Here is a 26,203-nt window from a genome sequence, read left to right as displayed (position 1 = left end):
CTGCCAAGGGTCCCTCACCGCTGTGTCGAGATTCTGGCGCGCTTGTTTCGGTTTGTTGCGGTGGCTCGGCCCCTGTCGCATATAGACATAAAGAAATCTTTATATCTTTATTGCCTTTCTCGGCCGCCCCTGCTATAGGCTGGCGCCGAGCCGTTGGCCTGAGCCTGCGGCGCGAATTCGGTTGAGCCGCTCCTTGGCGTGTCATTCCCGGCAGGCCGCAGGCCCGACCGGGAATCCAGAGCCGACGCAGAAATGCTCGCCTTGCTCTGGATTCCCGATCGCGCTTCGCGCGTTGGGAATGACATCCGAGACTAAGCCGCGCAGGAAAACAGAAGGATTTCGCATGACCGCACATCACTTTAACGATTTCGCCGTCACCGACCTTTCGCTGGCCGACTGGGGCCGCAAGGAAATCGCCATCGCCGAGACGGAAATGCCGGGCCTGATGGCGACCCGCAGCGAATATGGCCCGTCGCAGCCGCTAAAAGGCGCGCGCGTCGCGGGCTCCCTCCATATGACCATCCAGACGGCCGTGCTGATCGAGACCTTGAAGGCGCTCGGCGCCGACGTGCGCTGGGCCTCCTGCAACATCTATTCGACGCAGGACCACGCCGCCGCCGCCATCGCCGCGACCGGCACGCCGGTCTTCGCCAAGAAGGGCGAGAGCCTCGAGGACTATTGGGACTACACCCACAAGATCTTCGAATGGGGCGACGGCGGCTGCCCGAACATGATTCTCGACGACGGCGGCGACGCGACGCTGCTGATCCACCTTGGCCTGCGCGCCGAGCAGGGCGACGTCGCCTTCCTCGAAACCGCCTCCAATGAAGAAGAAGAAGTTCTCTACGCCTCGATCAAGAAGCGCCTGAAGGCCAATCCGGGCTTCTACAAGCGCAACGCCGAGGCGATCAAAGGCGTCACCGAAGAGACGACGACGGGCGTGCATCGCCTCTATGTGATGCACAAGGAGGGCAAGCTCCTCTGGCCGGCGATCAACGTCAACGACTCGGTCACGAAGTCGAAATTCGACAATCTCTATGGCTGCCGCGAGTCGCTCGTCGACGGCGTGCGCCGCGCCACCGACGTGATGATGGCCGGCAAGGTCGCCGTCATCGCCGGCTATGGCGACGTGGGCAAAGGCTCGGCCGCGTCGCTGCGCAACGCCGGTTGCCGCGTGCTCGTCACCGAAATCGATCCGATCTGCGCGCTGCAGGCGGCGATGGAAGGCTATGAAGTCACGACCATGGAAGACGCCGCGCCGCGCGGCGACATCTTCTGCACGGCGACCGGCAATGTCGACGTCATCACCGTCGACCATATGCGCGCCATGAAGGACCGCGCCATCGTCTGCAACATCGGCCATTTCGACTCGGAGATTCAAGTCGCCGGCCTGAAGAACCTGAAGTGGCACAATGTGAAGCCGCAGGTCGACGAGATCGAGTTCGCGGACGGCAAGCGCATCCTGCTGCTCGCGGAAGGGCGCCTCGTGAATCTCGGCTGCGCGACGGGTCATCCCTCCTTCGTGATGTCGGCGTCCTTCACCAATCAGACGCTGGCGCAGATCGAGCTGTGGACCAAGCAGGGCCAGTATCCTGTCGGGGTCTACACGCTGCCCAAGCATCTCGACGAGAAGGTCGCCTCGCTGCATCTCGACAAGATCGGCGTGAAGCTGACGCAGATGACCGATGAGCAGGCCAAATATCTGAACCTGCCGAAGAACGGCCCGTTCAAGCCGGACCATTACCGCTACTGACGCGGTTCAGGTTTTTTCCGATTTGCGGCCTCGCTCCTTGCCTGGAGCGAGGCCGTCTTTTAAGAGGCCTGCGAGCAGGGCGACCGGTTGAAGGCAAAGCGTTGCGCGTCCTTCCCCCTTGACGGAAAGGGAGCCCGCGTAAGGGAGTTGGACGGGTCAAAATTTGCTCAAGGGCGTGTGATGCGGCCCCACCCGTTGGTCTTCGATCGCCGACCTCTCCGCAAGGGAGAGGCATTTCGCGTCATACGCGGAGATCGACGTTCGCCCGAACGCCTTGCACATTCGCGCTTCAAAGATTCCGTTTTGGGCAATTGCGCTTTAGATTGGGGTTGATTCGTGTGCGCGCGACAGGCGACGGACGGACCCCTCCGTCTTCCTGCGGTCGGAGCCCATCCGCGTCCTGCGCTCGGCAGGCTGCGTCCGCGTTCTGCAAGAACCGTTTACGGCGTTGTTGTGATGAGCACCCGCAATTGACCGTGGAGACCGGCTTTCATGACGCGCCAATTCGATCGCTTGCAAGCGGAGTCGTCCTCGCAATGACGAGACGGCGCCGCGCGATTAACCACTCTGGCGCTCCTCCCTTTGCCGGCGCTTCCCTCGGGTCTTTGCTTTTATGGCTCGAGGCGACGCCGGCGCGCGCGGCAGGCTTCCTCGAGGATCTGGCCATTGATCCGCAGATCGTCAGCTTCGCCTTTAGCGGCGGACTGGCGATTTTCGCCGCGGCCCTCGTCGCGACGCATGTGCGCGAGCGCGCCGCCTGGCGTCGCCGCGAAGCCGCCTTGCGACTCGAATTCGACGACGCTCGCGCCCAACTGGGGCGGGCGAAAACCTTCCTCGCATCCGAGCCGCAGATCTTCGTCGCCTGGACGGCGCCCGACGCCGAGCCCGAAATCCATTCTTCATCTCTGATCATGACCGGGGCTGTCGCCGCGCCGCGCCGCATATTGAGCTTTGCCGCCTGGCTTGCGCCCAAAGACGCTCAGGCGCTCGAAAGCGCCGTCGACCGTCTGCGCAAGAGCGGCGAAAGCTTCCGCCTGGCGCTTGCCGGCGTCGCCGGTCGGTATTTTGACGCCGACGGCCGAGCGGTTGGCGGCAGCGTCGTGTTGCGCATCCGTGAAGTCTCCGGCGACCGGTTGGAGCTGATTGGCCTTCGCGAGCGCTACGCGTCGGCGCAATCTGAACTCTCCGGTCTGCGCGCGATGCTCCAGGCGCTGCCCGCGCCATTTTGGATACGCAATGAGGCGGGCGAACTCGTCTTCGTCAACGACGCTTATGCGCAGGCGGTCGAAGCGAAGAACCCCGAGGACGCCCTCGCCCGCAAACTGGAGTTGCTCGACCAGTCGGCGCGTAGCGCCGCCGAGCAAGCGCGCGCCAAAAACAGCGTCTGGCGCGAGCGCGTCAACGCCGTCGTCGCGGGCGAGCGCCATCGGCTCGACGTCACACAAGCCTCCGCTGCAGGCGCCGCCGCCGCCATCGCGATCGATCGTCATGAGGTCGAGACGGTGCGCGCTGATCTTGAACAGCAGATGCAATCGCATGTGCGCACGCTCGATCAGCTGCCGACGGCGGTCGCGAGCTTTGATCGCACGCGGCGCCTGATTTACAGCAACGACGCTTACGCCAAGCTGTGGCAGCTCGACCCGAGGTTCCTCGAACAACGGCCGACCGACGGGCAGATTCTCGACCGACTGCGCGCCGAGCAGCGCGTGCCCGTCGAGTCGGATTACAGGGCGTGGAAAGAGCGATTGTTTGAAGTCTATCGCTCGCCGGAGCCCATACGTCACACGTGGCATTTGCCGGATGGCCGCATCATCGACGTCGTCGCGCATCCCAATCCCAAAGGCGGCGTCACCTATCTTTATGACGACGCCACCAAGGCTTACGATCTCCAGACGCGCTTCAACGCGCTTGCACGCATGCAGAGCGAAACGCTCGAGACGCTGCACGAGGGCGTGGCGGTGTTCGGTTCCGACGGCCGTTTGAAGTTCAGCAATCCCGCCTTCGCCCATCTGTGGCGGCTTGATCCAGCGGAGCTCACGCAACGGCCGCGCTTCGACGCGCTCGCGGCGAGATGCCGCGCGCTGCACGCCACGGAGGAGACATGGGCGGCGCTGCAAGGCTTCGTCACCGGTCTCAATGAGCTGCGCGAAGGCTTCACGCGGCGCATCGAACGCAGCGACGGCGTCGTCTTGGACTGCACGGCGCAATCACTGCTCGACGGCGCGGCGCTCCTTACCTTCGTCGACGTTTCCGCCGACGTGAATGTCGAGCGCGCATTGACGGACCGTAACAAGGCGCTGCTCGCCGCCGAAAAATTGCGCAATGACTTCATCCATCACGTCAGTTATGAGCTGCGCTCGCCGCTCAACAACATCAACGGCTTCGTGCATCTCCTCGGAGAGGACTCGACCGGCCCGCTCAATCCGCGCCAGCGCGAATATCTCGGATATGTCAACAAATCCTCGGCGGCGCTGCTCGCCATCGTCGACGATATTCTCGATCTGGCGACCATCGACGAAGACGCGCTGGAGCTTGAAATTTCCGAGGTCGACGTCGAGGCGACGATGCGCGCGGCGATCGAAGGCGTGCAGGATCGGCTCGCCGAAAATTCGATCGACGTGCAGATCGTCGCCCTGGACGATGTCGGAACGTTCCGCGGCGACGCCAAACGCGTGCGCCAGATCCTGTTCAATCTTCTTTCGAACGCCATCGGATTTTCGCGTCCGGGGCAGACAGTGACGCTTGCCGTGTTGCGGCGCGAGGCCGAAATCGTCTTCAAAGTCACCGATCGCGGCCGCGGCATTTCGCCGGAAATTCTCGAACGCATCTTCGATCGCTTCGAGTCGCACACTGCCGGCTCCCGCCACCGCGGCGTCGGGCTCGGCCTTTCCATCGTGCGCGCCTTGATGGAGCTTCATGGCGGCAGGGTCTTGATTGATTCCGCCCCTGGCGAAGGCACGACCGTAACCTGCATTTTTCCGGCGCATGCCGCGCATGAAGAGGCGCGTCTTCTCGCGGCGAGCGCTGGAGGCGCCGAATGAGCGAGGAGTCAGCGCCGAAAGCTGTCTGGCGCCTCGACGTCGCCAGCGAAGCCGAGACGATTGAACTGGCGCAAGAGCTTTCGACGCTCGTTCGCACCGGCGACGCCGTGATGCTTTCCGGCGATCTCGGCGCGGGCAAGACCACATTCGCGCGCGCGATGATTCGCGCTTTGGTCGAGGACCCGCGGCTTGAGGCGCCAAGCCCGACCTTCACGCTGATGCAAGTCTACGAGGGCGCAGGCAAGCGCGTCGTTCACGCCGACTTCTATCGGCTGGAGAACACTGGGGAGCTTGAGGGATTGGGCTGGGAGGAGGCGACCGACGACGCGATCGTGCTCGTCGAATGGGCCGAACGTGCGCGCGAAGCGCTCTCGCCCGATCGTCTCGAAGTGCGATTGAGTTTCGTCGATGGCGATAATCGCGAGGCGCGTCGGCTCACCATTTCCGGCTATGGCGGCTTCGTGTCGCGCCTCGCGTCCTTTAAGGCGCTGCGCGAACTTCTGCGACAGGCGGGATGGGCCGGCGCCGAGCGGCGTTTTCTCCAGGGCGACGCTTCGACGCGCGCCTATGAGCGGCTCGCAAAGCAAAATGGACAGCGCGCGATTCTGATGATCTCGCCGGCGCGGCCCGACGGACCGCCGATCCGTTTCGGCAAATCCTATAGCGCGATCGCGCGCCTCGCCGAAAACGTCGCTCCTTTTGTCGCGATGTCTCAGGGGCTGCGCGGCCTGGGGCTCTCGGCTCCGGAAGTCTACGCCAAAGATGTCGACGCCGGCCTGCTCATCATTGAGGATCTTGGCGGCGAGGGCGCCGTCGACGGGAGCGGCCCGATCGTCGAGCGCTATCTCGAAGCGGCGGGCGTGCTCGCCTATCTTCACGCGCAGCGCCTGCCGGATAAGATCGCGGTCGATGGCGGCGGCGAATACCACATCCCGCCCTATGACCTCGACGCCTTGCTGATCGAAGTGGAATTGCTCGTCGACTGGTATCTGACGCGCCAGAAGGCGTCGGTCTCGTCCGGCGCCAAGGCCATCTTTCTCAATCTTTGGCGCCAGGCGCTTGTCGATGTCGCGAGCGCCGCGCCGACATGGACTCTGAGAGACTATCACTCTCCCAATCTTTTGTGGCTCGCGCAGCGGAACGGTCTGGCGCGGATCGGCATCCTCGATTTCCAGGACTGTGTGCTCGGCCACCCCGCCTATGACGTCGCTTCGCTAGGGCAGGACGCCCGCGTCGACGTGCCCGACGATTTGGAGTTGAAGCTCCTCGCCCATTACGCCAAACTGCGGCGCGACGCCGACTCCGCATTCGACATGGCCGCTTTCGCTAAAGCTTATGCGATCCTGGCGGCGCAGCGCGCGACAAAGATCCTGGGGATTTTCGCGCGGCTGGATCAGCGCGACGGCAAGCCGCAATATCTCGCGCATCTTCCGCGCGTTGAATCCTATCTCAAAAAGAGCCTCCGCCATCCGGCGCTGGCCGATGTCAGGGCGTGGTATGAAGCCAACATCCCCGGCCTGTTTCGCGAGGCCTGATAGAGTTCTCGCGTCTGCGCCGAGCGTCGCCATGGTGTTCGCCGCCGGCCTTGGCGCGCGCATGCGGCCGATCACCGAGAAGACGCCGAAGCCGCTCGTTTCCGTCGCCGGCCGCACGCTGATCGACCGCGCGCTCGATGAATTCGAAAACGCTGGCGTCGAACTGGCCATCGTCAACGTCCATCATCTCGCCGATCAGATCGAGTCGCACCTCGCGACGCGCGCCCGTCCGCGCATCGTGATTTCTGATGAGCGTGCGCTGCTGCTGGATCAAGGCGGCGGGATCAAGAAAGCGCTTCCCCTGATCGGAGACGATCCGTTTTTCGTTTGCAACACCGACGCGTTCTGGATCGACGCGGCGCGCTCAAATGTCCAAGCGCTTGCGGAAGCCTTTGACCCCGACATGATGGACGCGGCGCTGCTGCTCGCGCCGACATCGGGAAGCGTCGGAGTCGACTGGGGCGGCGATTTCGATCTGGACGCTGAAGGGCGCATTATTCGGTATGATGGCCAGAAACCTTATGTGTATACCGGCGTGGGCCTCATGAAGCCGCAGCTCTTCGCCGGCGTCGCGGATGATGTCTTCAAGCTCGCGCCCTTCTTCTTCGAGGCCGCGCGCAAGGGGCGACTCTACGGCGTCGTCTCCAGCGGTCTTTGGCTTCACGTCGGCACGGCCGCGGCGATTGCAGACGCCGAGCGTGCGATCGCCGCGCGCAGGGGCTGAATAAAATGCTTCCGCGCCGGCGCAATCTTTTCACCATTGCGCCGGGCGCGCCGTTTCTGAAGACCTTTGTTTACGCCTTGCTCGACGGCGAGATCGTTCCCGCGCTCTCGAGCGACACGCCGCCGCTGACGATGGCGCGCGCCACGATCTATGTGCCGACGCAGCGCGCGGCGCGGGCGCTCGCCGCCGAATTCGCGCAGGCGCTGGATCGGCGCGCGACATTGCTGCCGCGCATCCTGCCGCTCGGCGCTCTGGAGGAGCGCGAGAACGCCGCTCTGTTTGCCGGAGACTTTGACGTCGAGGCTGATGCGTCCCTCGCCGCGCCGATCGAAGAACTGGAACGACGCCTGCTGCTGTCGCAGCTCATTTTGCAATGGGCGGAAGCGATTGGGCGCGCGCTCATCTCGGTCGATACAAGCGGCGCGCCTAAACTGCATGAGAGCGAACCGCTTCTCGTCGCATCGACGCCGTCGGCCGCCTATGCGCTGGCCGCCGAACTCGGCGCCCTCATCGACGAATTGCACATCGAAGATGTTTCGGTCGACAGGTTCGATGCTTTGAGCGACGACGCCTACAGCGATTTCTGGGCGATCACGACGAAATTTCTGCAGATCGCCTTGCGCGAATGGCCGCAAATTCTCGCCGACCGCGGACGGATCGACGCCAGCGCCTATCAGAAACGCCTCGTTGAAGCGCAGATCGCCGAGCTTACCCGCACGCCGCCGACCGCGCCGGTGATCGCGCTCGGCTCCACCGGCGCGCAGCCGACGACCACGCGGCTGCTCGCCGCCATCGCCGGACTCGAAAATGGCGCCGTGGTCCTGCCGGGCCTCGATCAGATCATGAGCGCGGAGGTCTGGGCGAGCGTGGGTTGGACGGATCAAAGTCGAGAGCCGACCTTTACCCATCCGCAGATGATGTTGAAACGCTTGCTCGCGGCGATGGGCGCGGCGCGCGACGAACCGCGCGAACTCGCGCGCTTGACCCCGACGCTCGCGGCGCGCCGCGCCTTTGTCTCGCAAGCGATGGCGCCTGCTGACGCGACGTCGGCGTGGCGCGACTATCAGGCTGCGCAGAGCGGCGGCTTCGCACAGGCGCTCGACGGCGTCATCGCGCTGGAAGCGCCGGATGAGCGGCTCGAAGCTTTGACGCTCGCGCTCTTCATGCGCGAGGCGCTGGAGACGCCCGGCAAAACGGTGGCGCTCGTTACGCCGGACCGGCTCGTCGCGCGGCGCGTCGCCGCCGAGTTGCGACGCTTCGACATTGAGATCGACGATTCGGGCGGCATGCCGCTCGCACGAACATCCATAGGCGCGCTGGCGCGGCTCGTCGCAGCGATCGGATCGGATCGCGCCGGCGCCGTGAACGTCGCCGCGCTGCTCGCCCATCCGCTGACTGCGCTCGGACTTTCGCGCGCGCATGTCGCATCGCTCGCGCCGCTTATCGAGATCGGGGTGCTGCGGACATTCGCGCAGCCTGACGGCGGCTGGGCGGCGCGGGTCCCCCCGGCGCGCGAAGTGGCGCGCGCGCCGCATGCGCATCCGGCGGCGCGCCGCATCAGCGATGACGACTGGCGCGCGAGCGAAGACGCGCTTGCGCGTATTGACGCCGCTTTCTCGCCCTTCGCCGCGCTGACGCCAACGGCGTCGCTATCGGACCGCGCGCGCGCGCACAGTCGCGCGCTTGAAGCCGTGATCGCCGGCGCGGACGAAAGCGATGAAGAAGGCGCGTCGGCGCTGTTCGAACTCCTCGATCGGCTCGCGCACGCTGAGGCGCCGGCAGGCTTTGACGCGCTAAACTACGCGGCGCTCTTCGACCGCGTCGCCGCCGAGACGATGCTGCGCGGCCCAAGACGCGCCCATCCACGCTTGAAGATCCTCGGCCCTTTGGAGGCGCGGCTCATCGAGGCCGATCTCATCCTGCTTGCCGGACTGGACGAAGGCGTATGGCCGCCGCAGACGGACACCGGCGCTTTTCTCAATCGCTCGATGCGCGCCCAACTCGGCCTGATGGCGCCGGAGCGACGCATCGGCCAAAGCGCGCATGACTTCATCATGGCTTTGGGCGCGGAGCGCGTCGTGCTGAGCCGTGCGATCAAGCGTAATGGCGCGCCGACCGTTCCTTCCCGCTTCATCGCGCGCCTCTCGGCGCTTGCCGGCGATGTGTTCGACGACTGCAGGAAACGCGGCGACGCGATGCTCGCGATCGCCGCTGTGCTCGATCGTCCGGAAACGACGATTGCGATCGAACGGCCGCAGCCGCGCCCACCGGCGGCGCTGCGCCCACACCGCTTGAGCGTCACCCGCGTCGAGCGCCTGCGCCGTGACCCTTACGCGATCTTCGCCGAATATATTCTCAAACTCACGCCGCTGCCGCCGATCGGCGCGGAAGCCGGCGCGCGAGAAATCGGCGTCGCGATACATGAAGCGCTTGCGGCCTTCGTCGCACGACATTCGCGCGGCGCGCTTCCCTCTGGCGCCCGCGACATTCTCCGCGATCTCGCGCGCGAGAAACTCGATGGCTTCATGGCCGATCCCGCTTTCGTGAGTTTCCAATGGCCGCGCATCGAAGCGGGGCTCGATCATGCGTTCAGCTTCGAACAGGAGCGTCGCGCTTTGGACTGCGACATCCATGTCGAAACGCGCGGCGAGATCGCGCTTGCGCTCACTGACGGAACGACCTTTCGCCTGACCGCGATCGCCGACCGCATAGAGCTGGATCGCGAGGGCCAAGCCTATGTCTTCGACTACAAGACCGGCGCGCCGCCGTCCAAAAAGCAGGTCAAGGCCGGCTGGTCGCCGCAGCTGACGTTGGAGGCGGCGATGATCGAGGCCGGCGCTTTCGAAAAGATCGGCCCGCGGCCGGTTTCCGGCGCCGCCTATATCGGATTGCGAAAGGGCGGCGAGACTCAATGGCTCGAATGGAAAGACGCGCGCTTCGCCGATGTCGTCGCGGCGCATCGCGCGCAGCTCGAAGAGCTGCTGTCGCAGTTTTCCAGTGAATCGACGCCCTACGCGTCGCGGCCGCATCCGGCTTTTATGAGCGATATCGGCGACTATGACCATCTGGCGCGCGTCAAGGAATGGATGCGCGGCGGGGGAGAGACGGCATGAGCGAGCGTCCCGTTGGCGCGCTAACGATCCGGCGCCAGCAAACGGCGTCAGATCCGTTCACGTCCGCCTGGGTGTCGGCGCATGCCGGCTCCGGGAAAACCCATGTGCTCGCGCAGCGCGTTTTGCGGCTGCTGCTTGCCGGCGCGCGGCCGTCGCAGATTCTCTGCCTCACTTATACGAAGGCGGCCGCCGCCAATATGGGTTCGCGCGTTTTCGAGGCGCTCGCGCGCTGGGCGACGCTCGACGATGCGGCGCTGGCCAATGAAATCGCTCGGATGGGCGCAACAGTCGAGTCGCGCATCGATCTTGACTTCGCCCGGCGGCTTTTTGCGCGCGCCGTCGAGACGCCCGGCGGCCTCAAGATTCAGACCATCCACGCCTTTTGCGAGAAGCTGCTGCATATCTTTCCCTTCGAAGCCAATGTGCCGGCATCCTTCCGCGTCGTCGACGATCTGGAGCGCGCCGAGCTGATGGATTCGGCGCGCCGGCGCGCGCTTGAGGCCGCCACGCGAGACAATGGATCGCTGCGAAAAGCGCTGGAGCTTGTCGCCCGCGAGACTTCGGCCGCGGGATTTGACGCGCTTTGCGAGGAATTGCTGCATCACCGTCAAGAAATCGCGCATATGCGCGAGCAGGACGACTATGAGGCGCGTGTCTTTGCCGCGCTTGGTTTGACGACAGATGAAACGCTGGCGCGAATCGAAGCGGCGATCATCGAGGACGGCGAGCCGCCGTCCGCGTGGCCGGCGCTCGCCAAAATGCTGCGCGGCGGTTCGACCAACGACGGCAAACTCGCCGACTCGCTTGACTCTGCTTTTGTGCTTGCGCCGCATCCGGACTGTATCGAAAGCTATCTCGCGGTCTTCTTCAAAACAGACGGCGAACCGCGCGGGACCGGCAAGACAAGAATTGTCACGAGCGGTCTCGCCAAGCGCGAACCGCAGCTCCTCGCGCGCATGGAGGCCGAGCGCGACAGGCTCATTGCGCTCGTCGAAAAGCGCAAGGCGGCGGCCGCGGCTGAACGCTCGCTGGCGCTGCATGTTCTCGGGGACGCCATCTTAAGCGAATATGAGCATGCCAAGAGACGTCGGGGACTACTCGACTATGACGATTTGATCGAGGGCGCGCGCCGCCTGCTGCATCGTTCGAGCCCCTCCTGGGTGCTCTATAAGCTCGACGCGCAGATTGACCACATCCTGCTCGATGAGGCGCAGGATACGAGTTCGGCGCAGTGGGACATATTGGCGGCGATCGCTGATGAATTTTGCACAGGCGACAGCGCGCGCGAAGCCAAGGGCGGCCCGCCGCGCAGTTTTTTTGCGGTCGGCGACGAGAAGCAATCGATCTTTTCCTTTCAGGGCGCGGCGCCGGAAAAATTCGACGAGATGCGGCGCGAGTTTGGCCGAAGATTCGAATGCGTCAAACGCCGTTTCGAAGCGGTGACGCTCACGCAATCCTTCCGTTCTTCGCCCGGCGTGCTGCAAGCGGTCGACGATATTTTCGCGATCGAAGCGAATCGCCTCGGCCTGTGCTGCGATCCGCAGGAGCCGGCGCCAAGGCACGAGGCGTGGAAATCCGACGTCGCGGCGCTCATCGAAATCTGGGAGCCGATCGGCGCAGATAAGGCGCAGGACCCAAGCGATTGGCGCCTGCCGCTCGACTATGTCGACGCAAGCGATCCCAGTGAGCGTCTCGCGGAAAGACTGGCGCGCAAGATCAAGGCGCTGCTCGCGCCCGAAAACGGCGAATGCGTCGAGGACGGCGGCGCGCTGCGTCCTGTCGAGGCCGGCGATCTATTGATTCTCGTGCGCAAGCGCGGTCCGCTCTTCGAGGCGATCATTCGCGCGTTGAAAAACGAACATGTTCCCGTGGCCGGCGCCGATCGGCTGAATCTCGCCGACCACATCGCCGTCCACGATCTCATCGCGCTTGGACGCGCCGCGCTGTTGCCGCAAGACGATCTGACGTTGGCGTGCGTCCTGAAGTCGCCGTTCTTCGGCTTCGACGACGACGATCTCATCGCGCTCGCGCCGGGCCGTCGCGCGTCACTGATTGAAGCGATCGAGCAGTCCGAAGACGCGCGCTGCCGGGAGGCCGCGGCGCGGCTGCGACGCTTGCGACGCGATGCTGCGGCTCTGGCGCCGTTCGACTTTTTCAGCAGCGTTCTCGGCCCCGGGGGCGGACGCGCGCTACTCATGGCGAGACTGGGCGGCGAAGCCGAGGACGCGATCGACGAATTCTTAAAGCTCGCCGCGAGTTTCGAGCGCGAACAGCCGCCGTCTCTCACGGCCTTTCTGGAGATGGCCGAGTCGCTCGATCTTTCGATCAAGCGCGATATGGAATCGGCCGGCGGGGCCGTGCGGGTGATGACCGCTCATGCGGCGAAGGGCCTCGAGGCGAAGATCGTTTTTCTGCCCGACACCTGCGGCGCGCCTGCAGGCAAGCACGATCCGAAGCTTTACGCGTTTGGCGAGGATGACGAAGCGGCGCTCCTCTGGTCGATCGGCAAGGACAGCGACCCGGTCGCCCTCCAGCAGGCGCGCGAGGAGCATCGGCGCGGCGAGCGCGAGGAAAGCCAGCGCCTGCTCTATGTCGCGCTGACCCGCGCCGAGGAGCGGCTGTATATTTGCGGCGCTCATGGCGTCAACGGTCGCGCCGACGGCTGCTGGTACGACGCCGTACGCGACGCGCTCGAATCAAGCTGCGAGACTTTGCCCGACCCCCTCGATGCGACAGCGACGATTCTGCGCCGCGGCGCGGTTCCGCCGCGCTTCGATCTTTCGAGAAGAGCGCCGCCGGCCGCCGCTGTGGCCGTTCCGGCCTTCGCCATGACCAAGGCGCGGCCCGAGGTCGCGCCGTCGCCGCCGCTGCGTCCCTCGAGCGCGCTCGCCGGCGCGGACCTCATCGCCAATGGCGCGGACGGCGTGGCTGCGCGCCGAGGCGAAGCGGAACGTCTGCTGAACGGCCGTCTGGTCCATGCGCTGTTGCAGCATCTGCCGGCCTGCGCGCCAGACCGCCGTCAAAGCGCGGCGCGACGCTTCCTTATGGCGCGCGGCGGCTTTCTGGACGAAGCGAGGCGAGAGGCGTTGGCGCAGTCGGCGCTTGCGATCCTCGCAGACCCGCGTCTTGCGCCGCTCTTTGGCCCAGACTCGACTCCAGAGGTCGACATCGTCGCGACGCTCGAGAACGGCGCCGTCGTTTCCGGCCGCATTGACCGACTTGCCGAAACCGTGACCGAAGCGCTCATCGCCGAATTTAAAACAGGACGGCCGCGCGCCAAGCTCGAAGACGCGCATGTGCGCCAGCTCGCGCTCTATCGCGCCGCTGTCGCCTCGCTCTTTCCGGGCAAGCGGCTGCGCTGCTTTCTGATCTATACGCAGAACGCCAGCGTGCTCGAAGCCGATGAATCGGCGCTCGCGAACGCGCTTCAACGCGCGCTGTAGATCCGGCGGCGCTGAGGCTAAGCCGGCTGATCGGGTCCGACGCGGCGGCGCCAGAATTCCAGCAACAACGGGCTGAGCGCCATGACGATGGGGCCGAGGACGATGCCCGACGCGCCGAACAATTGAAGGCCGCCGAGCATGGCGATGAACGCGGGCACGGTATGTAGCCGCATGCTGTCGCCGATGAGCAGCGGCCGGACCAGATTGTCGATGCTGGCGATCACCACGCCGCCCCATAGAGCGAGAATTATGGCCTCGACCCAACGGTCCTCGATCAAGAGGTAAATCGTCGCCGGGATCCAGATGACGAAAGAGCCGAGCACCGGCACGATCGAGAGCAGCCCCATGATCAACCCCCACAGCACCGGCGAATTGAAATCCAGCGCCCAGAACATGAATCCGCCCAGCACGCCTTGCAGCGCCGCCACTGCCAGCGTGCCAAAGAGGATCGCATGGATCGTATCGCGCACGCGCACGATGATCCTGCCGGTTTCGAGATTGGAGAAGGGCGACAATCGCGCGAGCGTCTGCAGCGCCACGGCCCGGTCGCGCAGGAAAAAGAAGAGGAGGTAGAAGGCGAGAAGAGTGGTGATGATCTGACCGGTAGACGCGCGCAGAAAGTTCGCGGCGATATTGGTGACAAAGGCGCCCAGCTGCGAGAACGTCGCTTGCAGATCGAACCTGCGTGCAATCCAGCTTTGGAAGCGGCCGAGCCACGGATGCGCGTCGAGCATCGTTTGCCAGTCGCCTTGCTGCACCGTTTTCTGAACGTAGTCGACGCCTGCGGCGGCCTCGCTGACCAGGCGTTCGATCATAAGCAGCAGCGGTGCAACGACGACGAGGCCGACGATCAGCATGGAGACGCCGGCCGCGACGGAGGGCGGCAGGAAGCGCTCCAGCAGGCGATGCGGCCCAATGAACACAACCGCGAGCACAAGCGCCCAGGTGAGCGCCGGCAGAAAGGGCGCAGAAATCAGAATCGCGGCGGAAATAAACGCAAGCGTGACGGCCAGCCTGGCGAGAACAAAAATGTCTATTGAAAGGTTCTGATCCTGTTCGACGAGCGCCGCCGCTTCAAGCTCCTCGTTCATGTCCGCCCTCTGTCGATGCTCAGCCTATAGACAGGGCGCGACGCGGGCTTGGCAAGGAGGCGGGGAGCGCGAGCGCGCTTAAATCACGCTGCTGGCGCGGCGGCGCGCCGATAATATTCGTGAATTCGCGCGGCCGTTTTCGCGCCCTAAAAAACGGGCGGCTCCGAGAAGCCGCCCGATGAAATGTTCTATTCTCCGCCGTTCGCCGCGGCGGATTCGCGTTCGGCCTTTTCCTTGGCCTCTAGGTCTTCGCCAGTCTCCTGATCGACGACGCGCATCGAGAGGCGGACCTTGCCGCGGTCGTCGAAGCCGAGGAGTTTGACCTTCACGCGGTCGCCTTCCTTCACGACGTCGGTCGTCTTGTTCACGCGCTGCTTGGAAAGCTGCGAAATGTGAACGAGCCCGTCCTTGGCGCCGAAGAAGTTGACGAAGGCGCCAAAGTCCGCGGTCTTCACCACCGTGCCCTCGTAGATCATGCCGACCTCGGGATCAGAGGCGATGGACTTGATCCAGTTGATCGCCGCCTTGATCGAATTGCCGTCCGAGGAGGCGACCTTCACCGTGCCGTCGTCCTCGATGTTGATCTTGGCGCCGGTCTTCTCGACGATCTCGCGGATGACCTTGCCGCCCGAGCCGATCACGTCGCGGATCTTGTCGGTCGGGATCTTCATCGTCTCGATGCGCGGCGCGAATTCACCGAGTTCGGCGCGCGAAGCCGTGATCGCCTTCGCCATTTCGCCGAGAATATGCAGGCGGCCGTCCTTCGCCTGAGCGAGCGCGACCTTCATGATTTCCTCGGTGATGCCGGCGATCTTGATGTCCATCTGTAGCGACGTCACGCCATTGGACGTGCCCGCAACCTTGAAGTCCATGTCGCCGAGATGATCCTCGTCGCCCAGAATATCCGAGAGCACGGCGAAACGTTCGCCTTCGAGGATGAGGCCCATGGCGATGCCGGCCGTCGGCGCCTTAATCGGCACGCCGGCGTCCATCAACGCCAAGGACGTGCCGCAGACCGTCGCCATCGAGGACGAGCCATTCGACTCGGTGATCTCGGAGACGACGCGCAGCGTGTAGGGGAATTCGGCCGCGGCCGGCAGCATCGGCCTGAGCGCGCGCCAAGCGAGCTTGCCATGGCCGATTTCGCGACGGCCGGGCGAACCCATGCGGCCGGTCTCGCCGACGCTGTAGGGGGGGAAGTTGTAATGGAGCAGGAAGCGCTCCTTGTAGGTGCCCTCGAGCGAATCGACATATTGCTCGTCTTCGCCCGTTCCCAGCGTCGCCACGACGAGCGCCTGCGTCTCGCCGCGGGTGAAAAGCGCCGAGCCATGCGCGCGCGGCAGCACGCCGACTTCGGAAACGATCGGGCGCACGGTCTTCACGTCACGACCGTCGATGCGCACGCCGGTGTCGAGAACGTTCCAGCGCACGACCTTGGCCTGCAACGCCTTAAAGGCTTCGCCGACGTGCTCCTTGGTGAATTTCGCATCGCCGCCTTCCGGAAAGAGCGCGGCCATCACCTTCGCCTTCACCGCGTCAACGGCGGCGTAGCGCTCCTGCTTGACGGTGTGCTTGTAGGCTTCGCGCAGTTCAGCTTCGGCGATCTTTGCGACGGCGTTCGCGACCTCTGTCGTGTCGGCGATGACGAGGTCGCGCGGATCCTTGGCGGCGCGCTCGGCAAGGCGGATGATGGCGTCGATCACCGGCTGGAAGCCGCGATGCCCCAGCATGACCGCTTCCAGCATGGTCTCCTCGGAGAGCTCCTTGGCTTCCGACTCGACCATCAACACGGCGTCCTGCGTGCCGGCGACGATGAGATCGAGCTCGGAAAGCTTCATCTCCTCGATCGTCGGATTAAGTTTGAGCTGACCGTTGATGCAGCCGACGCGCGCGCCGCCCACCGGTCCCATGAAAGGGATGCCGGACAGCGTCAGCGCCGCTGACGCCGCCACCATGGCGAGAATGTCGGGATCGTTTTCGAGGTCATGCGACAGCACGGTCAGGATCAACTGCGTGTCGTTGCGATATCCATCGGGAAAGAGGGGACGGATCGGACGGTCGATCAGGCGGGAGATCAACGTCTCGCGCTCGGACGGACGGCCCTCGCGTTTGAAATAGCCGCCCGGAATGCGGCCTGCCGCGAAGGCCTTTTCCTGATAGTTTACGGTAAGCGGAAAAAAGTCCTGCCCCGGCTTTGGCGCCTTGGCGGAAACCACTGTCGCGAGCACGGTCGTCTCGCCCCAACTCGCCATCACGGCGCCGTCGGCCTGTCGGGCGACCTTGCCGGTCTCGAGCACGAGCTTGCGCCCGGCCCAATCGAGTTCTTCGCGGTGAATCTGGAACATGCTGGTCTTTCTCTGATGAACCTGCGGTTCGTCATGAGCAAGACGGCGAGAAGCTGCGGCAGCGGTGTTTCGTAAAGCGTCGACGCAGCGTCCGGCGATCCTGCCATGACTTTACGCGTTGGTCGTGGCGAGCGCCCTCTGGACGCCCATGTCGGTTGAAAGCGGCGCATCGAAAGCGCCGCTTTCGCTCAGCTGGGTTAGCGGCGGATGCCGAGCCGCTCGATCAGGCTCTTGTAGCGCGGTTCGTCCCGCACCTTCACATAGTCGAGGAGCTGGCGGCGCTGGGAAACGAGCTTCAGGAGCCCGCGACGCGAGTGATTGTCTTTCGCATGCGTCTTGAAGTGTTCGGTCAGATTGGTGATTCGTTCGGTGAGAATCGCCACCTGCACCTCGGGCGAGCCCGTGTCGTTCGCCTTGGTGGAATATTCCTTGATGAGCGACTGCTTGCGCTCCGCCGTGATCGACATCGGATTGTCCTTGTTTTCGGGGGTGATCCGCGCTCCGCGGCCAAGGCCGGGATGTCGTCCAGCAGGGTCGCGCGAAAACGGAGCCGCCCCGGCGGACCGGGGCGTGCGGGGGCGGTTATAGCAGAAATGCTGGAGATGGATAGGGGCTTACGCCTTCTCCAGCCTTCAAGTCGCTGCCTCAGCCTGTTGATTTCCGCTTCCGCGCTGACAAGCTCGGTCAGTCATACTGGACGCCAAAATAGGAGATCGCCGCTCCGCTGCTGTCGAGCGGCGGCGTAATATTGAGCTTATTGAAGAAACTCGCCGTTTTTCCGATAATTGCGCAGCGTCACTTCAATGTGTCGATGCTTGAATGGGTTGATGCTTGGCATGGCCTCCCGCAGAGGCGTATTCCCTCCTGATCCCGGTCGTCGCCTTGCAGAAAGCGGCAGTCCTGCAGCTGTTCAGTTTGGCCTTTCTCACCGAGCGTCGGCTTGCGCGCGTCATGCATCTTGTCCCCCGAAAGCCCCTTCCCTAGGCCGTGTGTGCGCGCGCAAAGCGCGCGCGGTTCAGGGAGCTCACGATCACGCCGATGGACGCCGGGGTCGCATCCGCGCCGCTTGACGAGAGCCTTGATGAACCGCACCGTTTGCTATTGTTTGCCGATTGTCGTCGCGAGCGGCTTCGCGTCCGCCGCCGCGCAGGACATCTCCTCCGCTTACACAAAGCTCGACGTGCGCCGCGACTGCGCGCACCGGCCTGGAAAGGCGGTCGAGGACTATGGCGACTGGCGCTGCAAGGGCTATGCGGGCATGCCCATGTGGCTCGGGGCGGGCGATCAGCGCATGTATGTCAGCTTCGGATCCAAGGCCAAGGACGAGCCGGCGGCGGGAGAGACGCTTGCGCCCTTCAACGACTTCTATAAGGGCGTCGTCGAATGGCGGCTCGCCAATGGCAGGCCCTTCGCCACGATCATGCGCTGGAACGTGAAACGCGCCGCCGACATGGAAAACCGTGAGGTGCGAGGCCGCGCACTGGTCGTCACGCGCCTGCCGCCGGGCGCCGTCTGCCACGTCGGCTACGTCGATGCGCTCGCCAACCCAAGCGCCAATGCGCTGGCGCGCGAGATCGCCGACAAACACGCCCGCGACTTCGCCTGCGGCAAGGACAGGCCGATCGTCCTCGGCAAGATCACGCCAGGCGAGGATTTCTTCAGCACAAAGCCTTAGGCGCCTTTGTCGGGCTGGAGCATCTGGGCGTCGCCGCGCAACATGCGGGTGATGAAGGCGCGCGCCGCGGGCTTGTCGCTTTTTGAGGTCAGTCCCGACAATAGTCCAAGCGCGCCGCCAAGCGTTACGCCAGCGAGCGCGCAGAGCGCATAGATTTCGATGCGATTGTGCGATCCCGCCGCGGCCAAGGCGCTGAATAGGCCCGCCGCGCCGCCGCAGAGCGCGACGAGCGCTTCGCGATCGCCCGCGCGCGACCAAAACGCCAAGACAAGCGACGGCGCGAGGCAGGCCGCCGATACGGCGAGCGCCGCCGCGACGAGCGCGCCTGGCGTGAAGACGCCGGTGACGGCCGTCACGTAAGCCAGAGTCGATACGACCACGAGCGTGACGCGATTGACGGCGAGACGTCGGCTCGTCAGGTCGATCTCGCCGCGCAGCCGGTAGAGCGCGTCATGGCCGAAGGCTGTCGCGCAGGCTTGCAGGCCCGCCGTGGCGAGCGCCAGGCCGATGGCGATAAGCGCCGAGGCGATGAGCCCCGAAGACGCCGCGCCGAGCTCCGCCGTCTGCGGCAGCGCGCCGAGCAGGACGTCGCCGTCGATCGGGCGAATCTCCGCCGCCGCGAGCGGCGCGCCGGGCGCGTAGCCCTTCGCCGCGCAGGCGCGCTGAGCCTCTGACGGCCCGCGCACGTAATAGCCGCAGATGCTGATAAGGCCGCGCTCGCTCGCCTGATAGATTGCTTGCGGCAGACGTTCCGGCGGCTGTTCCGCCGTGACGCGGGCGAGCGACAGCGCCGAAGCGGCAATCGCCGCCGCCGCCAGCAATGCGATGACGACGGTCCAAAAAAGGGCGGCGACCCCGGCGCGCCGTGCGCTTCGTCGGTCCCCGGTCGCCACCGAGGCCGCGAGCACGGGCGCGAGCGTCGCGATCCCCAGCGCCACGGCGAGCGTCGCGGCGAATTCGACCGGAAGGCCCATGGGCGCCGGCGTCACCCCCCAGCTCTCCAGCAGTTTCGCGGCCTCCGTGGAGGCGGCGCCGCCAAAAATCAGCCCGCTCGGCAGCGCGTCATGGAGACTGAGCGCGGCGATGGGCCAGCCAAAGCCCAGCGTCGCCACGCCAGCGGCCGCCGCCGCCCCCCACATGACGCCGGAAAGTCCGCCCGGGCCGGCGATGATGAGGCTCGCCGCGGCGATCAGAAACGCCGCGAAGCCCCGATTGGCGCCGGTGAGCTCGACAAGCGCGTTCACCGCGATCAGGCCGCCGGCGGCGGCAAGCAGCGTCGACGATAGCGCCACCGCGCCGATGAAGCCGACGCGCGTCGCGGCGCTTGTAAAACGTGCGCACAGAAGCTCGGAAATCGAAAAAACGCCGGTTTTGCGCAGCAGCGGGCCGACATAAAGCCCCGCGGCGGCGAGACCGATGAAGACGCCGGCGACGGCGCCTACAGCCCAGCTGCCTCCCGCAAGCCGTGCGCCGAAGGGCAGCACCAGGGCGATCACGATCGCGGCGTTGGCGAAGCCGGCGTAGGCGGCGGGCAGTCCGCGGCCGGCGGTGTAATAGACCGACGCGCGCATCGAATGCAGAAGAAAGCCGAGCGTGGCGAGGCCGAGGATGGTGAAATAGGGCGGCGCCGCGCCGACAAAGCGCTCCGGCGCGCCGACGCGGTCGAGAAGCGCCGCAAAGGCGTAAGCCAGGAGAAAGCTCGCGGCCACGAAGGCGATTCGGGCGTCAAGATTGGCTCTTTCGAGCGCCGCCTGCTCGGTCGACCGATCGCTCATCCTTGCCCTCGTTAAATCAGAAACGATGCGACTCTAGAGGAGGACGTCTCGCCGGCCAAGATGGCGCGCGCGTCTCCGCCGCTAGAGCGCTTCCCGGTCACATGGAATCATGTGAACGATAAGGAATCGCTCAACATCGAATTGTTAGAGCCGGATCTCATTGAAAAAATTCTGTCAGCTTTTTCGGAACCTGCTCTAAGCGATCGACGTCGCATATGTCAGAATGTAGCGGCTCATTCTCTCTTTGAGACCGCCGAACGCCATGCCCATGCGGTTATAGCCGATCGCGGCCGGAATGGCGGCGGCGAGCCCATAGGCCGTCGCGGCGAGCGCATCCGCGATGCCAGGGGCGACGACCGCAAGACTCGTGTCTTGAGTCTGCGCGATGCCCGAGAAGCTCGACATGATGCCCCAAACCGTGCCGAACAGGCCGACGAAGGGTCCCGCCGAGGCGACGATGGCGAGAACCGGGAGCCCGCCTTCGGCGTCGAGCATGAATTCGCGCGCGGCGCGGTTCATCTGCTGCAAGATTCGTTCGCGCTTTTGATGAATGGTTTCGTTGGGCAATTCAGCCTGCGAGGCTTCGCGCGCGGCCTCGGCGATCGGCCAGAGGACGCCAATGTCGCCGCCGGCGCGCACGCGGTCCAGCGCTTGGGAAAGACGCCGCAGAACAAAAACGCCGTCGATGATGAGCACCCAGGTCCAGACCGCCGCGGCGAGAAGTAGCGCCATGACTAGTTTGCTCACAGGTCCGGCATAAAGAAACATGCCGAACGGCGACATTGGAGCAAATTCCATTTCGGAGCCCTCCCGCGGCCTCGCGACGTCAAACCCTTGAGACGTCAAATCCTATTGAAACGTGATGCCCTGCCGGGCGTATACCGGGCCGCAGCTCGCCGGTCCGCGCGACGAGGCGACGATGCGCCGCGCCATCGCCGCATGCGCGGCGCTTCCGCCCGAAACAGAAACGCCCGAAAGACCGCCGCCGGCGTTCACATAGAAAGTGACCACGACCGATCCCGGTCCGAGGCTCGTCGCAGCGGGCGTATGGCCGCGGATTGACGCCGCGATCTGGGCCAGACAGGTCGCCTCGGCGCCGCCCGAACCATCGCCGCTACCTCCAGGCAATCCGTAACGACCGGCGATGCGCGCTCTGCCCACGCCTTGGCCTGTTCCGCCGGGGAGGCCATAGCGCCGACCGGTCTGGTCCGCGTGGCGGCCGTCGTTTGCCGCCGCCACTCGTCGCGCCCGGGGTTTTTGCTCGGCTTGCTTGGACTTCTCAATCTTGGCCTTCTCGACCTTTTGCTTTTTCTGCGGCTTCTCTTTTCTCTCCGGCGCCTGAATCTCGTCGGGCTCCATGATCAGCGGGGGCGGCGGCTCATCGTCGATCAGTTCGTCCATCCCCTCGTCGGTGAGCGAAGCTTCTTCGAGCGGCAGCGGGTCTTCCAGCGAATCTCCTTCAGGCGCGGGGTCGCCCGCCTCCAGAGATATGCCTTCCGGAATGAGGTCCGCGCCGATGCCGCCCAGATCGACGATCGTTTGCGGCCAGTAAATCCCCGAAGCGAAGAAGGCGACGAATATCCCCACGACCGCAGCGGTCGAGACGGGATGCAGCCAGCGAGGCCTGAGCAGGGGCCGTTTTTCGAATTGCGCGCCCGCGTTCGAGCGCGTCGTCGTATTATTCATTTGTGAAGCGCTCCGCCGCCGACGCGCCTAAAATCGTTTGGCATCATAGGCGCGTGAAACGGCGCGCTTCAAGCCGTGGCGGCGCGGGTGCGGCTTTGTGTGGCGCCTGGATCGCCGTGCGGCGCCGGCGTATCGTGATCGACACAGAGCCGGCTTTGGCGGATAAGGCGGCCATGTCCCTCAGTCCAAATTCGCAGACGCCCGCCGCCGCGGGCGGCGTCTCCACCGCCCTCGTCACCGAGGACGAGGCGGGGATGCGCCTCGACCGCTGGTTCAAGCGACGTTATCCCGGGCTCGCTTTGTCCCATCTCGCCAAAATCTGCCGCAAGGGCGAAGTGCGGGTCGATGGCAAGCGGGTCGAAACATCGACGCGGCTCGAAGAGGGCCAAAAGATTCGGGTGCCGCCTTTGAAGATCGAGGCCCCCGCCGCGCCGGCGGTGAAACGCGCCGACCCCAAGGACGCGTTGGCGCTGGCCGACATGACGCTGTTCGAGGACAAGGATTTGCTCGTCCTCAACAAGCCCTATGGGCTGGCGACGCAGGGAGGCTCTGGCCAGACGCGGCATATTGACGGGATGCTGGAATCGCTCGCCAAGGGCGACACGCGGCCCGTGCTCGTGCATCGTCTCGACCGCGACACCTCTGGCGTGCTGCTCGTCGCCAAGAACCGGCGGATGGCCGCCGACCTTGGCGAGATTTTCCGTTCCCGGCAGGCCAAGAAGATCTATTGGGCGCTTGTCGAAGGCGTGCCGAAGCCCGCTCAGGGCCGGATTTCGCTTTATCTGGCGAAAGGCGCCGGCATGGAAAAATCCAGAGGCGGCGCAAGAGACCTCGAGAAAATGCGCGTCGCGAAACATGGCGAGGCCGACGCGCAGCATTCGCTGACCTATTACGCGATCGTCGACAAGGTCGCGCCGCGTTGCGCCTGGCTGTCGATGAAGCCGCTCACCGGACGCACGCATCAGTTACGCGCCCATGCCGAGGCGATCGGCCACCCGATCTTCGGCGACCCCAAATATGGCCATCGCCCGGAGGACGAGGTCCGGCGTCGTGATCCGCTACGCGCGGTGCCGGAGGGGCTGGAACGCAAGCTCCACCTCCTCGCCCGCCGGCTCGTCCTACCGCATCCGAGGGGCGGAATTCTGGACGTCACCGCGCCGCTGCCCGATCATATGCAACGGAGCTGGGACCTTTTCGGCTTCGACGTGAAGCGTCATGACCCGATCGAGGACGCGCCGGACGCATGAGGCGCCGGGACAAGCCCGGCCATGACGGGTTCGCGGCGTTTCCATTGAGCGCTTTCGTAGGGATTGATAAATGTCAAAGGAGCCGACGGGCATCGACGCCGATTTTTTCGTCCTCCCGGAGGAGCGCGACCCCGTGAAGGCCGCGCGCGAACCGGCGCGTCCCTTACCCAAGCGTTTCTACAAGGAGGCCGTCGCGCGCCCCGCCGAGGGCGGATTCGGGATTTTCCTCGACGGTCGGCCGGTCAACACGCCGGCCAGGCGTGCGCTGGTCGCGCCCTCGCAGCCGCTGGCGGAAGCGATCGCCGCCGAATGGGCGAAGCAGGGCGAAACGATCGATCCGGCGACGATGCCGCTGACGAAGCTTATGAACACTGCGCTCGACGGCGTGGCGGCGCAGATGGCCGAGGTGGAAGCCGAGATCGTTAAATATGCCGCCTCCGACCTCATCTGCTACCGCGCCGGCGCGCCGGAGGGCCTGGCCGCCGCGCAATCCTCGGCCTGGGACCCGCTCGTCGCCTTCGCGCGCGAAAAGCTGGGCGCCAAGTTCGCCCTCGCCGAAGGCGTGATGTTCATCGAACAGCCGCAGGAGGCGCTCGAGGCGTTTGCACGCGCCGTGCGCGATTATGTGGGGGAGGGCGCCGGCGCGCCGCTCAGGCTCGCCGCGCTGCACGTCATGACGACGCTATCAGGATCCGCGGTCCTTGCGCTTGCAGCCGCCCGACACGAAATAGACGCACGCAAGGCCTGGGAGGCGGCCAATGTCGATGAAGACTGGCAGATGCGCGCCTGGGGCGAAGACGCCGAAGCGATGGCCAGGCGGTCAGCACGCTTTCAGGAATTCGAGGCCGCGACGACTGTCGCGCGCCATTCCACTCCTGACTGACTGACGCGCAATATAGAGGCGCCTCGCCAAAAGGCTGCGGCCAATTTGCCGACGGCGCGCTTCCTCTCTTGCTTTGCACAATGGCCTTTGTTACGGAACGCGCGGCCTGGAGTCGTTCTAAGGAATAACGCCAAGGAAACGCTCCCGCGACCGGCCCTCGCCCCGCCGAAGTCGGACCAGACTCATGCCGCTGCTCGAACAATATCTGCCGCTGGTGATCTTCATCGCCCTTTCGGCCGTGATTGCCGGCGCATTGCTCGTTGCGCCCTTCCTGCTCGCTTTCAAGGCGCCGGACCCCGAAAAGCTCTCCGCCTATGAATGCGGCTTCAATCCCTTCAATGACGCGCGCATGAAATTCGACGTGCGCTTCTATCTCGTCTCTCTGCTTTTCATCGTCTTCGATCTTGAAGTGGCCTTTCTCTTTCCCTGGGCGGTGGCCTTCAAGGAAGCGGGCGCCTTCGGCTTCTGGTCGATGATGGCCTTCCTTGGCGTGCTCACCGTCGGCTTCGTCTACGAGTGGCGCAAGGGAGCTCTGGAATGGGACTGATCGAGAAGGAAGGCGCGCGGCAGACGCTGATCGCGCCGCAGGCCAAAGGGCTGATCGATCCGCGCACCGGCAAGCCCGTCGGCTCGGACGACCCGTTCTTTCTGCATCTCAACGACGAACTCGCCGACAAGGGGTTTTTCGTCACCGCCACGGACGACGTCATCAATTGGGCGCGCACCGGCTCGCTGATGTGGATGACCTTTGGTCTCGCCTGCTGCGCCGTCGAGATGATCCAGGCGGCGATGCCGCGCTATGATCTGGAGCGCTTCGGTTTTGCGCCGCGCGCGAGCCCGCGTCAGTCCGACTGCATCATCATCGCCGGCACGCTGACGAACAAAATGGCGCCGGCGATGCGCAAGGTGTACGACCAGATGCCGGAGCCGCGTTACGTGATCTCGATGGGCTCCTGCGCCAATGGCGGCGGCTACTACCACTATTCCTATTCGGTGGTGCGCGGCTGCGATCGCATCATTCCGGTCGACATCTACGTGCCGGGATGCCCGCCTTCGGCGGAGGCGCTCGTCTACGGCATGCTGCTGTTGCAGAAGAAAATCCGGCGCACGGGCACGATCGAGCGCTAACGACGCGAAATTGAGGAGTTGTCCGCCCTCATCCTTCGAGACGCCTGCTTGCGCGGGCTCCGCAGGATGAAGTCGGGTCAAGCAATTCCCTCATCCTGAGGAGGTGGCGCAGCCGCCGTCTCGAAGGACGAGGGAATAGCGGCAGGCCAAGGAATTTAGAATGTCGGCTGAGTTGGAAGCTCTCGGCGCAAAAATCAGCAGGGCCTTGCCCGGCGCGGTGACGGAGGCGAAGGTCGCTTATGGCGAACTTACGCTGACCGTCGTGCGCGACCGCTGGCTCGAGGTCGCCGCCCATCTGCGCGACAGCCCCGACTGCCTTTTCGTGTGCTTCATCGACGTGACGGCGGCGGATTACCCGCAGCGGGCCGAGCGCTTTGAGGTCGTCGCGCATCTGCTCTCGCCCAAATACAACCGCCGTATCCGCATCAAGACGCCGGCGTCGGAAGAAACGCCTGTCGCCTCGCTCGTCACGCTCTATCCTGGCGCGGACTGGTTCGAGCGCGAGACCTACGATCTCTTCGGCGTGATCTTTTCCGGCCATCCTGATCTGCGCCGCATCATGACCGACTACGGCTTCGACGGTCATCCGCTGCGCAAGGACTTCCCGATGACGGGCTTCGTCGAGGTGCGCTACGACGACGAGCAGAAGCGCGTCGTTTATGAGCCGGTGCGACTCAGCCAGGAATACCGCAACTTCGATTTCCTCTCGCCGTGGGAGGGCGTGCACTACGACCTTCCCGGCGACGAGAAGGCGAGCAAGTGAG

18 protein-coding genes are annotated in these 26,203 nt (G+C 64.8%); 12 read left to right on the top strand and 6 right to left on the bottom strand.

All coding sequences use genetic code 11. The annotated features are described in order from the left end of the window. The first annotated feature begins 343 nt into the window (after nt 1-343). The 6 genes from ahcY (at nt 344) to addA (ending at nt 13,609) form a co-directional block, all read left to right on the top strand. A complete protein-coding gene (ahcY, locus tag NEI07_RS05905; protein WP_256033349.1) occupies nt 344-1,753 on the top strand; it encodes an adenosylhomocysteinase in 1,410 nt (469 codons plus the stop codon). Nucleotides 1,754-2,289: 536 nt separating this feature from the next. Continuing rightward, the gene (locus NEI07_RS05900; protein WP_256033348.1) at nt 2,290-4,794 is read left to right on the top strand and encodes a sensor histidine kinase; all 2,505 of its coding nucleotides are present in this window, start codon (nt 2,290-2,292) and stop codon (nt 4,792-4,794) included. Then, nucleotides 4,791-6,329: a tRNA (adenosine(37)-N6)-threonylcarbamoyltransferase complex ATPase subunit type 1 TsaE gene (gene tsaE / locus NEI07_RS05895; RefSeq protein ID WP_256033347.1), complete on the top strand. Its 1,539-nt coding sequence runs from the start codon at nt 4,791-4,793 to the stop codon at nt 6,327-6,329. The genes NEI07_RS05900 and tsaE overlap by 4 nt, the downstream gene beginning before the upstream one ends. A 31-nt stretch (nt 6,330-6,360) precedes the next feature. Further along, a complete protein-coding gene (locus tag NEI07_RS05890; protein WP_256033346.1) occupies nt 6,361-7,053 on the top strand; it encodes a nucleotidyltransferase family protein in 693 nt (230 codons plus the stop codon). A 5-nt stretch (nt 7,054-7,058) separates the two neighbouring features. Further along, entirely contained in the window at nt 7,059-10,166 is a 3,108-nt protein-coding gene (gene addB, locus NEI07_RS05885; protein WP_256033345.1) for a double-strand break repair protein AddB, read from the top strand. Continuing rightward, the gene (addA, locus tag NEI07_RS05880; RefSeq protein ID WP_256033344.1) at nt 10,163-13,609 is read left to right on the top strand and encodes a double-strand break repair helicase AddA; all 3,447 of its coding nucleotides are present in this window, start codon (nt 10,163-10,165) and stop codon (nt 13,607-13,609) included. The genes addB and addA overlap by 4 nt, the downstream gene beginning before the upstream one ends. Before the next feature lie 17 nt (nt 13,610-13,626). On the opposite strand, the gene NEI07_RS05875 is transcribed toward addA, so the two are convergent. The 3 genes from NEI07_RS05875 to rpsO form a co-directional block, all read right to left on the bottom strand. Next, the gene (locus NEI07_RS05875; protein ID WP_256033343.1) at nt 13,627-14,700 is read right to left on the bottom strand and encodes an AI-2E family transporter; all 1,074 of its coding nucleotides are present in this window, start codon (nt 14,698-14,700) and stop codon (nt 13,627-13,629) included. Nucleotides 14,701-14,888: 188 nt separating this feature from the next. Next, entirely contained in the window at nt 14,889-17,045 is a 2,157-nt protein-coding gene (gene pnp / locus NEI07_RS05870; RefSeq protein ID WP_256033342.1) for a polyribonucleotide nucleotidyltransferase, read from the bottom strand. Nucleotides 17,046-17,242: 197 nt separating this feature from the next. Then, complete coding sequence (gene rpsO / locus NEI07_RS05865; RefSeq protein WP_018406993.1) at nt 17,243-17,512, bottom strand: 30S ribosomal protein S15; 270 nt, start codon at nt 17,510-17,512, stop codon at nt 17,243-17,245. A gap of 614 nt (nt 17,513-18,126) precedes the next feature. Between rpsO and NEI07_RS05860 the strand changes: the two genes are divergently transcribed. After that, nucleotides 18,127-18,720 (top strand): hypothetical protein, encoded by a 594-nt coding sequence (locus tag NEI07_RS05860; RefSeq protein ID WP_256033340.1) that lies wholly within the window; start codon nt 18,127-18,129, stop codon nt 18,718-18,720. Here the strand turns inward: NEI07_RS05860 and NEI07_RS05855 are convergent. The 3 genes from NEI07_RS05855 to NEI07_RS05845 all read right to left on the bottom strand — a co-directional run bounded on the left by NEI07_RS05855 (nt 18,717) and on the right by NEI07_RS05845 (nt 22,181). Continuing rightward, nucleotides 18,717-20,495, bottom strand: coding sequence for an SLC5/6 family protein (locus tag NEI07_RS05855; protein WP_256033339.1), 1,779 nt, complete (start codon nt 20,493-20,495; stop codon nt 18,717-18,719). The genes NEI07_RS05860 and NEI07_RS05855 overlap by 4 nt on opposite strands. Nucleotides 20,496-20,690: 195 nt before the next feature. Then, a complete protein-coding gene (locus NEI07_RS05850; RefSeq protein WP_256033338.1) occupies nt 20,691-21,293 on the bottom strand; it encodes a MotA/TolQ/ExbB proton channel family protein in 603 nt (200 codons plus the stop codon). 51 nt (nt 21,294-21,344) lie between these two features. Continuing rightward, nucleotides 21,345-22,181 carry a hypothetical protein gene (locus NEI07_RS05845; RefSeq protein WP_256033337.1) on the bottom strand — a complete coding sequence of 279 codons (837 nt, stop codon included), beginning with the start codon at nt 22,179-22,181 and terminating at the stop codon, nt 21,345-21,347. A 173-nt stretch (nt 22,182-22,354) separates the two neighbouring features. On the opposite strand from NEI07_RS05845, the gene NEI07_RS05840 reads away from it, so the two are divergent. The 5 genes from NEI07_RS05840 to NEI07_RS05820 all read left to right on the top strand — a co-directional run bounded on the left by NEI07_RS05840 (nt 22,355) and on the right by NEI07_RS05820 (nt 26,202). Then, complete coding sequence (locus NEI07_RS05840) at nt 22,355-23,428, top strand: RluA family pseudouridine synthase (RefSeq protein WP_256033336.1); 1,074 nt, start codon at nt 22,355-22,357, stop codon at nt 23,426-23,428. A 70-nt stretch (nt 23,429-23,498) separates the two neighbouring features. Next, nucleotides 23,499-24,311, top strand: coding sequence for an ATP12 family chaperone protein (locus NEI07_RS05835; RefSeq protein ID WP_256033335.1), 813 nt, complete (start codon nt 23,499-23,501; stop codon nt 24,309-24,311). 184 nt (nt 24,312-24,495) lie between these two features. Next, complete coding sequence (locus NEI07_RS05830; RefSeq protein WP_014891230.1) at nt 24,496-24,858, top strand: NADH-quinone oxidoreductase subunit A; 363 nt, start codon at nt 24,496-24,498, stop codon at nt 24,856-24,858. Next, nucleotides 24,849-25,439 (top strand): NuoB/complex I 20 kDa subunit family protein, encoded by a 591-nt coding sequence (locus NEI07_RS05825; RefSeq protein ID WP_123177181.1) that lies wholly within the window; start codon nt 24,849-24,851, stop codon nt 25,437-25,439. The genes NEI07_RS05830 and NEI07_RS05825 overlap by 10 nt, the downstream gene beginning before the upstream one ends. Before the next feature lie 160 nt (nt 25,440-25,599). Continuing rightward, entirely contained in the window at nt 25,600-26,202 is a 603-nt protein-coding gene (locus NEI07_RS05820) for an NADH-quinone oxidoreductase subunit C (RefSeq protein ID WP_256033334.1), read from the top strand. Nucleotide 26,203: the final 1 nt, after the last annotated feature.

This window comes from Methylocystis suflitae (assembly GCF_024448135.1).
GTDB classification, from domain to species: Bacteria; Pseudomonadota; Alphaproteobacteria; order Rhizobiales; family Beijerinckiaceae; genus Methylocystis; species Methylocystis suflitae.
Note: the sequence above shows the minus strand (reverse complement) of the source record. Positions and strands in the feature narration are given on the sequence as shown.